Source organism: Desulfosporosinus burensis (assembly GCF_054657535.1).
This window is the reverse complement of sequence record NZ_BAAHYN010000027.1, coordinates 19,443-32,651: the sequence shown is the minus strand read 5'-3', so window position 1 is coordinate 32,651 and position 13,209 is coordinate 19,443. Positions and strand designations below refer to the sequence as shown.

At 44.4% G+C, this 13,209-nt stretch carries 14 protein-coding genes and 3 pseudogenes; 13 read left to right on the top strand and 4 right to left on the bottom strand.

The window, feature by feature from the left end:
• The 4 genes and pseudogenes from ACYQ3Q_RS27680 to sucD all read left to right on the top strand — a co-directional run.
• On the top strand, window positions 1-201 hold a 201-nt coding region (locus ACYQ3Q_RS27680; RefSeq protein ID WP_459931619.1), incomplete at its 5' end, for a HEAT repeat domain-containing protein.
• Between the two features lie 34 nt (window positions 202-235).
• Window positions 236-389: pseudogene (locus tag ACYQ3Q_RS27675) on the top strand (methylaspartate mutase subunit E); the annotation flags it as partial.
• A gap of 87 nt (window positions 390-476) precedes the next feature.
• Entirely contained in the window at window positions 477-1,592 is a 1,116-nt protein-coding gene (gene sucC / locus ACYQ3Q_RS27670) for an ADP-forming succinate--CoA ligase subunit beta (RefSeq protein WP_459931618.1), read from the top strand.
• Window positions 1,593-1,619: 27 nt separating this feature from the next.
• Window positions 1,620-2,489 (top strand): succinate--CoA ligase subunit alpha, encoded by an 870-nt coding sequence (gene sucD / locus ACYQ3Q_RS27665; protein ID WP_459931617.1) that lies wholly within the window; start codon window positions 1,620-1,622, stop codon window positions 2,487-2,489.
• A 1-nt stretch (window position 2,490) separates the two neighbouring features.
• Here the strand turns inward: sucD and ACYQ3Q_RS27660 are convergent.
• Window positions 2,491-4,227: pseudogene (locus tag ACYQ3Q_RS27660) on the bottom strand (ABC transporter ATP-binding protein).
• A 179-nt stretch (window positions 4,228-4,406) separates the two neighbouring features.
• A complete protein-coding gene (locus ACYQ3Q_RS27655) occupies window positions 4,407-4,982 on the bottom strand; it encodes a flavodoxin family protein (protein WP_459931616.1) in 576 nt (191 codons plus the stop codon).
• Window positions 4,983-5,171: 189 nt separating this feature from the next.
• On the opposite strand from ACYQ3Q_RS27655, the gene ACYQ3Q_RS27650 reads away from it, so the two are divergent.
• A complete protein-coding gene (locus ACYQ3Q_RS27650) occupies window positions 5,172-5,570 on the top strand; it encodes a rhodanese-like domain-containing protein (protein ID WP_459931615.1) in 399 nt (132 codons plus the stop codon).
• A gap of 96 nt (window positions 5,571-5,666) precedes the next feature.
• Here the strand turns inward: ACYQ3Q_RS27650 and ACYQ3Q_RS27645 are convergent, their stop codons facing one another.
• Window positions 5,667-5,927 carry an alpha-glucosidase C-terminal domain-containing protein gene (locus ACYQ3Q_RS27645; protein ID WP_459931623.1) on the bottom strand — a complete coding sequence of 87 codons (261 nt, stop codon included), beginning with the start codon at window positions 5,925-5,927 and terminating at the stop codon, window positions 5,667-5,669.
• Window positions 5,928-5,978: 51 nt separating this feature from the next.
• A pseudogene (locus tag ACYQ3Q_RS27640) lies at window positions 5,979-7,220 on the bottom strand (alpha-glucosidase); the annotation flags it as partial.
• A 50-nt stretch (window positions 7,221-7,270) separates the two neighbouring features.
• Here ACYQ3Q_RS27640 and ACYQ3Q_RS27635 point away from each other — a divergent pair.
• From ACYQ3Q_RS27635 to ACYQ3Q_RS27600, 8 genes are all read left to right on the top strand, one after another.
• Window positions 7,271-7,417 (top strand): hypothetical protein, encoded by a 147-nt coding sequence (locus ACYQ3Q_RS27635; RefSeq protein WP_459931614.1) that lies wholly within the window; start codon window positions 7,271-7,273, stop codon window positions 7,415-7,417.
• Window positions 7,398-7,595: a DUF2680 domain-containing protein gene (locus tag ACYQ3Q_RS27630; protein WP_459931622.1), complete on the top strand. Its 198-nt coding sequence runs from the start codon at window positions 7,398-7,400 to the stop codon at window positions 7,593-7,595. Before ACYQ3Q_RS27635 ends, ACYQ3Q_RS27630 begins: the two co-directional genes overlap by 20 nt.
• Window positions 7,596-7,789: 194 nt before the next feature.
• Complete coding sequence (locus tag ACYQ3Q_RS27625) at window positions 7,790-8,053, top strand: hypothetical protein (protein WP_459931613.1); 264 nt, start codon at window positions 7,790-7,792, stop codon at window positions 8,051-8,053.
• Entirely contained in the window at window positions 8,034-8,318 is a 285-nt protein-coding gene (locus ACYQ3Q_RS27620; protein WP_459931612.1) for a YcxB family protein, read from the top strand. The genes ACYQ3Q_RS27625 and ACYQ3Q_RS27620 overlap by 20 nt, the downstream gene beginning before the upstream one ends.
• A gap of 25 nt (window positions 8,319-8,343) precedes the next feature.
• Window positions 8,344-10,062, top strand: coding sequence for a sigma-54 interaction domain-containing protein (locus ACYQ3Q_RS27615; RefSeq protein ID WP_459931611.1), 1,719 nt, complete (start codon window positions 8,344-8,346; stop codon window positions 10,060-10,062).
• A 354-nt stretch (window positions 10,063-10,416) separates the two neighbouring features.
• Entirely contained in the window at window positions 10,417-11,610 is a 1,194-nt protein-coding gene (locus ACYQ3Q_RS27610; RefSeq protein ID WP_459931610.1) for a uroporphyrinogen decarboxylase family protein, read from the top strand.
• Between the two features lie 71 nt (window positions 11,611-11,681).
• On the top strand, window positions 11,682-12,476 hold the full coding sequence (locus tag ACYQ3Q_RS27605; RefSeq protein ID WP_459931609.1) for a methyltetrahydrofolate cobalamin methyltransferase: 795 nt from the start codon (window positions 11,682-11,684) through the stop codon (window positions 12,474-12,476).
• A gap of 22 nt (window positions 12,477-12,498) precedes the next feature.
• Window positions 12,499-13,197 (top strand): DUF1638 domain-containing protein, encoded by a 699-nt coding sequence (locus tag ACYQ3Q_RS27600; protein WP_459931608.1) that lies wholly within the window; start codon window positions 12,499-12,501, stop codon window positions 13,195-13,197.
• Window positions 13,198-13,209 lie beyond the last annotated feature (12 nt).

Below are 13,209 nucleotides of genomic sequence, written 5' to 3'. Positions count from 1 at the left end.
TTAATCCAATTGCTGCGAGATCCGGTGGTTGGGGTGCGGGAAATGGCTGCGCAAGCACTTGGGGAAATGGGAGCAGTGGCAGCTGTCAAAGAATTACTAAGAGTGGCCGAGGATTACGGAGAATCGATTAATGTCAGAGAGCGAGCCCGGGGGGCGGTCCGAAAGATCGAAAGTCGTAGTGGGGAGGGCTTTTCCACATGATCAATAAATGCTTCGAAGTTGATGAATTTAAAGCGGTGCAGTACGTCTACTTGATCGTGAGAACCTGCCCCTTGGTAAGGAAAACTGGGATTTTCACAGAGAGTGTTAGCAGAGTGCCGTCTTTTCAAATGGTTGTCGATGATATCTATGCTATCGGCAAAGGAAGGCTGATCGGGCGTCCGAGATAGAATCTTGCGATGCGCCCGAGCAAATGACCGACTAAATGTGGAAGATAAAATGACACAGGTATTTGGACGAGGGGAGAGATTCGGGTAGTGAAAATGTTTGAATATATGGGTAAGGAAGTTTTCGCTAAGTTCGACCTTCCAGTGCCGAAGGGGAGAATGGTTACCAATCCGGATGAAGCGTTCCAGGTAGCCACGGAAATTGGGGGCCCTGTGGTGATCAAGTCCCAGGTTTTGTCCGGCAAGCGGGGTAAAGCTGGTGGTATCAAGTTCGCCGATCATCCGGAAGGAGCAAGAGCTGCAGCCCAGGAACTGTTAGGCATGACCATCCAGGGCCTATCGGTAGATATCCTCCTTGTGGAAGAAAAGCTGCAAATAGACAGAGAACTATATTTGTCCATCACCATCGACGCAGCGACCAAAATGCCGGTGCTGATTGCATCGGCCCACGGTGGGATGGATATTGAAGAAGTTGCTGAAGAGTACATTGTTAAGAAACATATCGATGTAGAACTTGGTATGCAAGGATTTATCGCCAGCGATGTCGTCAGAAGAATGGGCATACCTTTAAATACCCCCCAAGGCAAGGAACTGGTCAAGATCATTAAAACCTTGTACCAAATCTTTACTCAAAAAGATGCGGATTTGGTGGAAATTAATCCGTTAGTGATCAGCGGAGACAAAGTCATTGCGGCAGATGCTAAGGTGACGATAGACGACGAGGCGCTCTATCGCCAATTAGACCTACCTCGGGTGGTAGAACGTACCGCCGCCGAAAAAGCGGCTCACGACCTGGGTCTTTCTTTTGTGGAACTGGACGGAGACATTGGAGTTATGGCCAATGGTGCCGGTATCACCATGGGTACACTGGATACCCTCACCTATTACGGCGGAAAACCGGCAAACTTCCTTGATGCTGGCGGCGGAACAGGAGAAGAAGGCACGGCCAAGGCTCTTGAACTCATCTTGTCTAGAAACCCCAAGTCGATCATCATCAACATATTCGGCGGCATTACCCGTTGCGATGATGTTGCAAGGGCATTTGCCTCCGTCAAAAAAAATAGAGGAATCCCGGTTCCGGTGGTTATTCGCCTGGTGGGCACCAACCAAGAAGCCGGACGAGCTATACTGAAGGAAGTTGGCATTGAGGCCTATGACTTCATGCAGGATGCTGCCAAGAAAGCAGTTGAGTTGGCGCGAAAATAGAGGTACTGACAAGGAGGACTAGTTAAATTGGCCATAATAATCGATGAAAATACGAACGTAGTAGTTCAGGGCCTTACCGGTAAACAGGGCCTTTTCCATACTAAGCAAATGCTCGCTTACGGCAGCAAGATTGTCGCCGGCACTTCCCCTGGCAAGGGCGGTACCACCATCGAAGGTATCCCCGTATACGACAGTGTGCGCGCGGCCTGTGAAAGTCATCGGATCGATGCGTCCGTCATCTTTATACCGGCAGCTTTTGCCAAAGATGCTGCCTTGGAAGCCCTGGAAGCAGGTATCAAAGTTGTCGTAGTCGTGACTGAGCATATCCCAGTCCATGATGAAATGGCAGTTGTGGCTTATGCAAAACGTGTCAATGCTACCGTTATCGGTCCGAATACATTTGGCATCGTGTCCTCAGGTAAATGCAAGATGGGTATTCCCCCTAATCAGTTTTTTATTCCTGGATCTGTGGGTGTTGTGGCCCGCTCTGGGACTCTGACCTACGAAATTGTTGGCAACCTCACAGCTCAGGGTATCGGTCAGTCCACAGTAGTGGGCGTTGGTGGCGATAGAGTCGTGGGTCTGAGCTTTGTGGACGTCTTAAAGCAGTTTGAGCATGATCCAGAAACCAAGGCCGTTGTTTTAATCGGTGAGATCGGGGGCAACTCCGAAGAAGTGGCCTCTTTATATATTAAAGAAATGACCAAGCCGGTGGTAGCATATATCGCTGGGAAGAGTGCCCCTGCTGGAAAACGAATGGGGCACGCGGGAGCTATTATCGAACGCGGAATGGGAACCTATGAGGGTAAAGTTAGGGCCTTGCTTGAAGCGGGTGCTAGGGTCGTGGAATTGCCTTTTGAAGTTCCAGAAGTCATTAAAGAAGTATTGGGTAGATAATTTATTCCAACCCCTCAAATTGCATATTATAGTAATGAGCATAGATTCCGCCTTTTTCGATCAGTTGTTTGTGACTGCCTCGTTCCTGGATACCTACATCGGTCACCACGACGATTTCGTCCGAATTTTTGATCGTACTCAATCTATGGGCAATTACGATGGTGGTTCTGTTTTTAGACAGTTTTTCGAGTGATTTTTGGATGTATAGTTCACTTTCATTATCGAGCGATGAGGTAGCTTCATCCAAGATTAGAATCGGAGGGTTCTTTAAAAACACCCTGGCGATCGAGAGGCGTTGCTTTTGACGCGCCGGAGAGCCTGACTCCGCGTTCCCCTACATTGGTATCGTATCCCTCCTCAAGAGACATGATAAACTCATGAATATTGGCATTTTGAGCAGCCTCTATGATTTCGGCATCCGTAGCGTCTGCCTTACCATACGCAATATTCTTCTTGATCGAGCCGTCAAACAGATAGACATCCTGTTGCACAATGCCGATTGTGTTTCGTAAAGACTCCAGCGTAATATCCTGGATATCCACGCCATCGATGGTTATCGATCCGGCGGTGACATCATAAAATCTCGGCAGGAGAGAACATAAAGTTGTTTTCCCCCCGCCGGACGGCCCAACCAAGGCAATCGTTTTCCCCGCTTTGATCGTTAAGCTTACATTATCTAAAACACTGGAATCATCATTATAATGGAACGACACATTTTTATATTCAATCTCCCCTACAACATCAGTAAGGGGTTCAGCCCCTGCTTTGTCAACGATTTCCGGCTGAGTTTCCACAACTTCAATAAAGCGTTTAAAGCCAGCATACCTTTTTTGAAACTGTTCGGTAAAGTTAATCAGCACATCTATTGGATGGATAAAAATGTTAATATAAAGGACATAGACAGCTAGATCGGTAATTTTTAACGAGCCCTCGGCGATAAATACGCCTCCAGAAACAATGACCACAACATACAGCATTCCTTCAAAAAATGAATTCCAAGCGTGAAAATTCCCCATGGTTTTATAGACTTTAATTTTGGATAACAAGAACGATTGATTGCTACGATCAAATTTTTCACTTTCCACGTCTTCATTAGCAAAGGACTTGACCACTCTAATTCCAGAGAGACTATCCTGCACGCTGGAATTCACAGTCGCAATTTTTACTCGGATATCGGTAAATGTTGGCGCCATTTTAATGTTTTTATAAACGGTGAATAACACCATAATGATGGTGACGAACAACAGAATTAAGGTCATTTTGACATTGATCATCATTAAGATAATAAAGGAGCCAACGATTTTCAGAGCGGAGATAAAGAGGTTTTCTGGACCGTGATGGGCAAGCTCGGAGATATCAAATAAGTCCGCGACCAGTTTGGACATCATTTTTCCAGTGTTGTTTTTATCGTAGTACGAAAAGGATAACCTCTGAAAATGATTGAACAGGTCTCTCCGCATATCGGTTTCCATTCTAGCGCCCATAATGTGTCCCCATGAAATGATAAAATACTGGCAGAAATACTTGATGACGTACATGCCCAATAAGGCAATGCCGACAAAAACTATAGCATTCAAAATCGTCGCCTTGTCTTGAGTAAACAGATTTTTGGCAAGATAACCAAGGATCTGAGGAAAGGCCAGATCAATGAGGGAAACGATCACGCCACAAAACATGTCCGTAAAAAAATGAATTTGTGGGGCGTATAATACTTGATAAATTTCTTGAGAATATTCATGGATTGAGATACACTCGCCTTCTGCGTTTATTGCTTTTGATAATGCAGGAACTAATTTAAGGAAGAAAGTCCGACGCAGCGGGCTTTCTTCCTTGCTATATAACCCATCATTTCTTTAGAGATCTCTCAATAATTGAACCAAAGGAGTGGCTGCTTTTTGTTTTGAAAACGGTTTTAACTTACCGAACCTGCTTTAAGAGCTTAGCCATGTTTTTTCCAAGGAGTTGGAAAGTCTTGATCCCTTCAGCATCATTTTGCACATCGCCTGGATCACGGGATAAGGTCATATTCCAATAATTTGAAGTACAAATGATCATTTCGGCTATGCCAAAAAAGAAATTGATGGCAGAGTAAGTAAAGGTTGATCCAGCTCTTCGAGCAGAAACGACCGCAGCAGCTACTTTTCCCCTCAGCATTACACCGTCGTTGGACCTTGATACATAACCGCAACGGTCAATCAGGGCCTTCACTTCTGTGCTCACATTACTGAAGTAGGTGGGTGAACCGATGATGATGCCATCAGCCTCTTCCATTTTTTGAATGAAAGTATTCATCTCATCGTCCTTGCGCACACACCGGTTATCTTTGATTTCCCGACACTTGCCGCAGGCCAAGCAACCAAAGACTTTACGCCCTCCCAATTGGACGATTTCCGTCTCGATCCCTTCGTTTGCTAATTCTGCCAAGACAATTTTAAGGCTTTGGGCGGTATTGCCATTTACCCTCGGACTACCATTAAATGCTACAACTTTCATATTTGAACACTCCTTATTTTTACTAAAGTAATTATCTCATGTAATAATAACACGTTAATTGGATATCTTAGAGTATTTTTTTTCTAAAGCCCTCATTGACAAAAATACAATTGCACCTTACAATGCCTATATACCATGGGAGGGTATATAGACGTGTTGCCATAATTTTATTTTGGAAAGAGGTAGAGTATGAACGAGCTCATAACGATAGCCAGCGTATTGGTAGGAATATTCATAATCTGGGCATATATGAAGAGTTCAGCGGAGGTTAAGAAATTAAGAATTGACCCAGCAGAAGCAAAAAAGAGATTAGATAAGGAAAAGGGGATTATTCTTTTAGATGTTAGAACTCGGGAAGAATATATTGAGAATCATATTCCCAAAAGCACGTTGATTCCTTTAAATGTCCTTAGGATGGAAGCTAGTAAGAAATTGCCGGATAAACAAGCCACTATTTTTTTATACTGTAGGAGTGGAAATAGGAGTAGAACTGCTGGCAAGATGTTATTGAAGCAGGGATATACGAATGTATTTGATTTGGGTGGCATCATACGCTGGCCGTATAAGACGGTTTCTGGCAAGACGTGATAGCTGCTGCGATGGCTGCCCCAGTAAGGGAGCCGTCAATAGCCACTGAGTGACGATGGTCGAGGCTCCTGAAACATGGAGGCTATCGCTCTACGGCTAATTCAGCAAATACACGCGCGCTTCATACGGGCGCAGGGAGAGTTTCTTAAGGTCGTGCGCCACAATTTTAGCGTCAGTGTCCGGGTAATTGGCAATCATCAGTTGACCAATTTTGAAGGTGACCTTTTCTGGAAGGGTAAAAACGGTACTCTCTTGGTAGAAATTAAGAATTACCAAGAGGGTTTTTTCGTCCCAATGGCGCAGATAGGCATAGATCTGGGTGTGCTTATGCAAAAGCAGTTGATAATCCCCGTACACAAGGAGGGGGTATTGGCGGCGTAGTTTTATGAGCTTGCGATAATAGTGCAAGATAGAATTCTGATTTTCTCGGGCTTGCTCCACATTGATTTCACCGTAATTAGGATTAACGGGAATCCATGGAGTGCCGTCTGTAAAGCCAGCCTGAAGACTGTTATCCCACTGCATCGGGGTGCGAGCGTTGTCCCGGCCTTTTTCACAAATCATTTCCGTTAGTTCCATCAGGTCTTTGGTGTTCTTCAGACCTTCTTCATACATGTTAAGTGTCTCGATGTCCCGATAATGCTCAATGCAAGAGTAACGGACATTGGTCATACCGATTTCTTCCCCTTGATAAATGTACGGTGTCCCTTGGAGGGTATGAAGCAACGTCGCGAGCATTTTTGCCGACTCTACTCTGTAGGTGCTGTCATTGCCAAACCGAGAAACCATGCGAGGATGGTCGTGGTTACTGAGAAATAGGCTGTTCCAACCGCTTTCGGCGAGTTTCTTCTGCCAGTCGCTGATGATGCGCTTAAAGTCGGCCAGTTCCCAGGCTTTTTTCTCCCACTTGCCGCTTCGGCCCGTAATCTAGTTCCAATAGCTCAAAGTGAAAGAGCATGTTCAGTTCATGGCGGTATTCATTGACAAAAAGACGTGCCATTTCTGCGTCAACCCAACGGGTTTCCCCCACAGTCATAATATCGTATTTCGACAAAACTTTAACATACATTTCTCTGAGGTAATAACGCAAGCGGGGACCGTTGATGAAGAATTGCCCTCCCCATTGATAAGGAGAGCTGTCTACGAGTGGGGCATCAGGCAGCTCCGTGTCTTTGGCAATCATGTTGATCACATCCATTCGAAACCCGTTAACACCCTGATCCAGCCACCACTTCATCATATCGTAGATTTCGTAACGCACCAGTTTGTTTTCCCAATTAAGATCGGGTTGGTTCTTGGAAAAGATGTGCAAATAATACTCCTCGGTCAAGGCATCGTATTCCCAAGCTGAACCGCCAAATTCCGAGGACCAATTATTCGGCTCTTTGCCGTCTTTGCCTGGTCGCCAAATATAGTAATTGCGGTAGGGGTTGTCTTTGCTTGAGCGGGACTCTTGAAACCAGCGGTGTTGGTCTGACGTGTGATTGACGACGAGGTCCATCACTACTTCATGCCACGGTTGTGCAGGCCGTCTCGCAGTTCCTCCCAATCTGCCATGGTGCCCATCTCATCCATGATACCTCGGTAATCGCTGATGTCATACCCATTATCTACATTAGGAGAACTATAAACGGGGCAGAGCCAGAGCACGTTAATTCCTAAGTACTGAAGGTAAAAAAATGAATGAGGAGGACTGGCATATGAGAAGATTGGCTGCAAGCATTTTGGCTTTAGCTTTCTTGATTCTTAGCGCCGCGCCTGCCTTCGGGGTTGTTGATCAAGGTAAATTGAATGAGCTTAAAGCTCTCACTCAGCAGATGACCAGCAATCAAAGTTCAGATTATTGATAAGAAGGTAGAGGCCGGAATACTGGATCAAACAAAAGCCGACAAAATCAAAAAGGCCGTGCAAGAACGTCAACAAAGAATGGAACAGGACATCGAAAAAGGCGAATTTCATGGTGGTTTTGGGCACAAAAAAGGCTGCGACCGTATACACTCTGATTCCCCCTCTCCTCAAAAGTAAACTCATTCATTGCTACCCCCTTGTCGGATAACAACGTTAAGGAGCGAACCCTATGGGAATTTAGGGTTCGCTCCTCTTATATGAAGCATTTATTGGACTTTAGTTGGCATATTACATAATTTATGCTATTTTAATAATTAGGTCTCCTGACGTAGAATCGCCCGTCGTCAATTGATTAAAAAGGAGAATTCTATATGAAATTTCAGTATGAGTTGACTAAAGAAGATCTTATTGATTTCAATTTGTTTCATATTATGTATGCTAAGTCGACAAGACGGTCGGCATTTATTCAAAGGTATATTCTCTCGTTACTTTTAATAGTTTTCCCCATCTTCCTTAGCCAATGGTCGATTATACGATTTGAATATGGGTTAGCTGTTTTCGTGTTTTTTTTATTTGTATTGGGTTGCGTTTTACCCAAGACGTTTAAAGAAGATCGTGACAAAAAGAATTTCTAAGATGCTAAACGATGGGGGAAAAAATAGTGTGATCGGAACTCATAACTTGGCGATCTCTGAAGATGGTATTGTTGATCGAAGTAAACATACAGAAGCAAAGACTCAGTTTAAGGCAATAGACACTATTGTCGAAAACAAAGAGCATATTTATATCTATGTAAATGCGAATTCGGCTCATATTATTCCTATTAGAATCTTTGTAAACGAAGCTGAAAAAAATGACTTTTTAGCATTTTTGCAGCAGAGAATTGGTCGAATATCTTGAATTAAGTATAAAGGAGGACGCCTAAATGCCGATCTCGGAATTTAAGGACAATTACTGGGATGAAATTCTGGATTCCATGCATAACGGCGTTATAGTGGTTAACCGGGCGGGGCTGATCGTAGTTGTCAATAAGGCTGCTGCGGAAATGATGAAGTATCCTAAGGAAAAGGCCATGGGAATACGAGTTGATATAGCAATGCCAAATACTCAATTGCTAAATGTGATGGAAACCGGTCAGGTAGAATACAACCAGCGTATGGAAATAGCCGATCGAATAATAATTTCCAACCGGGGGCCTATTAAAAAGGGAGATGTAATAATCGGCGCAGTGGCTGTGTTTCAGGATATTTCCGATTTTGAAGCACTTTCCCATCAACTGGATACTGTAAAAACAATAAATAAAGAGTTAGATGCCATTATCGAGTCTTTAGACGACGGTATAGTCGTGTCCAACAACAAGGGGTTTATTCTCAGGGTGAATCTCGCTTACCAGCAGATGACAGGAATAACAGCTCAGGAATATGTTGGAAAACATGTCCGGGAATTGGTTAAGGAAGGATACATAAGAAGATCCGTAACAGAAATGGTAGTGGAGAGGAATTCCAAGGTAACGATTCTTGATATCCGAAATAATAAAGAGTTACTATTGTCAGGCAACCCTGTTTACAATGAAGACGGGGAGTTAGTTAGGGTGGTCACTGCCATTAGGGATGTTACCCAACTAAATTCTCTTAAGGAACAATTAGCTGAAACAGAAGAGATTAAGAATCGCTATTACCAAGAATTGGAACATTTGCGTTCCCAACAACCCTTTAGAAAGATCATTACGAACAATCCAGAGATGAGACAAAAACTGGATTTAGCCTATCATGTTGCCCACGTGGATTCGACCGTGCTGATTTTAGGTGAGTCCGGTGTCGGGAAGGAGTTAATCGCCCAACTAATCCATCGGGCTAGTAAGCGTTCCAAAGAGCCCTTTATAAAAATAAATTGTGGGGCGATCCCTGCCAATTTGCTGGAATCTGAATTCTTTGGGTACGAACCAGGATCCTTTAGCGGCGCTTTAAAAGAAGGAAAACCAGGCTTGTTTGAATTGGCCCAGGGCGGCACTCTGTTTTTGGATGAGGTTGGAGAAATACCCCTTGACCTTCAGGTGAAAATACTCCGAGTGTTACAGGATAGAGAAATCACCAAAGTCGGGGGCAAAAAAGCGATTAAGTTGGATGTCAGAATTGTGGCTGCTACAAACCGCGATCTGCAAGTAATGATTCAAGAGAAGAGCTTTCGTGAGGACTTGTTCTACCGGTTAAATGTCGTCCCAATTATTCTCTCCCCGCTAAGAAATCGAAAAGAAGATATTTTGCCCTTAGTCAATGAATTCTTGGCCAAGTTCAATCAGCGCTACGGCTACCAAAAATGGATTCATCCAGATGTGATGGATCGGCTGTTAAATTATGATTGGCCGGGCAACATACGAGAACTGGAAAATACTATCGAGAGGTTGGTTGTTACCAGTCGTGAGGAATGTATTATACTTGGAAATCTTTCAGGTATCCCCGCAGCAGCATCGTATCCGTGCGATCATACCCTTTCTTCCTTAAAAAGGGTGTTGGAGAGTGAGGAAAAGCGATTAATTCTTGAGGCATATCGAAGATTAAGAAGCACCCGCAAAGCAGCACTAGTGTTAGGAATCAGCCAATCTTCCCTGGTTAAGAAATTAAACAAATATAACATAGTTATTTGATCTTGAGAAAAGGCCCCCGCGGGGGCCTTTTTGTTTTGTTTCTAGCCAGACCCCTCTACGGATATGGAAAAAGTAATTCCATTAAGAATCGGCCATATTAATTCTGTAGATTGTAGGTCTTTTACAATTGTTTGTGATCACATAGAGAATCATATGATCACAAACTGAATCACGCCTTTTAGTAGGGCAATATCCAGATGATAAGCAGGGATAGAATAGATATACTATCGCTTTAGGTGATCAAGAATGGAATCATCTGGACCACAAGAATTCAGTTATTTTAGAGTTTTCAGAATGGCATGAAAATTGCAAGTATGAAGAGCTGTAACTCATTTTCACTAAGGAGGGAAGTATGTGACAAACCGTGAGCGAATTCTAGCTGTCTTACGCGGCGAACCCTGTGATTGTTTACCCTATGTCCCGCGTCTGGACTTATGGTACAAATCCAATAAGATTCGGGGAACTTTACCAGATAAGTATTGCAATGCAACCCTCACCGAAATAGTGGATGACTTGGGAGTAGGCTTTCACAGTATTGTTCCGGATTTTTTGGATTTCACGGATCCGCTGGATGAAGTAGACCGGGCATTAGGCATTTACCGTCTGCGAACCTTACCCTACCGGACTGTGTTAAAGGGAATAAAACGCAATATTTCCTATGAAGGGGACTATACTACGGTCGAGTACCTCACCCCCAAAGGCAACGTCCGAACAAAAGTACTTTATGATGAATCCATGCGTCAAGCGGGTATTACCATTACCCATGTCGTTGAACATGCCATTAAAAGCGTTGAAGACTATGAAGCGGTTGCCTATATCTTTGAAAACGCTGTCGTTGAGCCAACTTATGACCGCTATCTAGTGGCCAAGGAAGAAGTTGGGGACCGGGGCGTGGCGGTAGCTTTCGTCAGCCTGGCAGGCTCGCCCATGCATCTAATCCAAAGGGAATTGATGGACTACACACTTTTCTTTTATGAGCTTCACGATCACCCCGCAGAGCTAAGGCGGCTTGCAGACCGGATAGGAACTTACTTTAAGCGAGTGTTTAACGTTGTTGCCCAGAGTCCAGCGGATGTCGTCCTCTACGGGGCAAATTATGACGCCAAGATTACCTGGCCACCCTTTTTTCAAGAGTACATTACGCCCAGTCTGGCAACAGCTGCCGATATCCTACACGCACAGGGGAAGTTTCTGTTGACCCATACGGATGGGGAAAATAAGGGTCTACTTTCAGCCTATGTGGACAGTAAAATTGATATTGCCGATTCGATCTGTCCTGCCCCTATGACGTCATTATCCCTTCGTGAAGTACGAGAGGCATTCGACAGCAAAATTACTATTTGGGGAGGAATACCCTCCATTAGTGTCCTGGAAAATACCATGAATGATCAGGAATTTGAAGCCTACATGGAGGACTTGTTAATCCAAGCAGGTAAAGGAGATCATCTAATTCTAAGCATAGCAGATACAACGCCACCCAACGCCAAGTTTTCTAGAATTCAAAGAATTGCTGAGCTGGCCAGAGAGTTTGGTCCTATAAAGGCTTAAGTCTGGCCTTCGTTCACTCACTTCTACAGTCTTGCGTTGCTTCATGACCATTAAATAAAGGAGGTTAGCATGTGTTAGTGATCGGAGAACTGATAAATTCCTCGCGTAAGGCGATTGCCCAAGCTATACTACAAAGAGATAAAGACTATCTCCAGAATCTAGCGCTACGCCAGGCCGACGCAGGAGCGGACTACATCGATGTCAATGCTGCAGCTGCCAGCAACGAGATTGAGAGTATGATTTGGCTGGTAGACATTATCCAAGAAGTGACGAATAAACCCCTATGTATTGATAGCCCCAGTCCTGCTGCACTGGAAGCGGGGTTAGCAAGATGCAACAAAAGTGCCATGATTAATTCAATTTCTGCAGAGAAAGATCGCTGGGAAAGTGTTCTGCCCCTGATCCAGAAATACAAGCCGAAAGTAGTTGCCTTGTGTATGGATGATTCAGGTATGCCAGAAACCGCCGAGCAGCGAATAAGGGTTGCTGACGTTTTGGTAGCGGGCCTTGTCGCAGCCGGGGTTTCGGAAGATGATATCTACCTCGATCCCCTAGTAAAACCCCTTGGGGTCAACCACGAATTTGGCATGGAAATACTGCTGAGTACCTATGCTTTAACCCACAAATACACGCGAGTGCATGTTGTTTCCGGATTGTCAAATGTCTCTTACGGAATGCCTGAAAGACGCCTTTTAAACAGAGCTTACATGGTGATGGGTATAGCCATGGGAATGGACGCTTTTATTCTTGATCCTTTAGATCAAACCATCATGTCAACGCTGGCGGCCTCACGAGCCTTAGCCGGTCAGGACGAGTATTGCATGGACTACATTGCAGGCGTACGCTCAGGCAAGGTCAAGGCTTAAAAAAAATAGGTGGGATGTCAACATGGAGAAGCCCGAAAATAAGCAAGTCGTCATAGCCTGTGATGTCCTTAGGCGGCAATTGGAAGCACTGGGGGAAACACCTTACAAGTTTGAGTATTTGGATGCAGGACTGCACCGTACACCTCCAGTCTTGACGGAAACTCTTCAAAAGATGATTAATTCTCAGAGCGAAGCGGACTTAATTGTCCTGGGGTACGGGTTATGCAGCCGTTCGATTGTCGGTCTTCGGGCCCAGTCTCATCAGAAGCTGGTTGTGCCTAAAATTGATGACTGTATTGGGCTAACCATGGGATGTCGGTCAAGTTATTACCAAGAGTTCGCCCAAAACCCGGGAAGCTATTATTTTACCAAAGGCTGGATTGAAGCTTCCGAAGACCCGCTCAAAGAATATCACAAGGTGGTCGCAAAATACGATCAGGAGACTGCGGATTGGACCATCAAGGAGATCCTTAAACATTACAAGCGAGCAGTACTCATTAAACACATACAGGAAGTGGATGAACCTTCAGAAGCTTATGTCAAGAATTTCGCAGAGTTCTTTAATTTGAAGTATGAAGAAATGTACGGCACTCTGGATTACGTGAAGAAGTTGCTTTTCGGACCATGGGATGACGATTTCGTGATAGTCGAGGGTGGTATGGAGATCACGGATGAAATGTTTCAGAACCGCCATGAGTTTGATATAAGCGAATCATTATAAAGGAGGTAACGA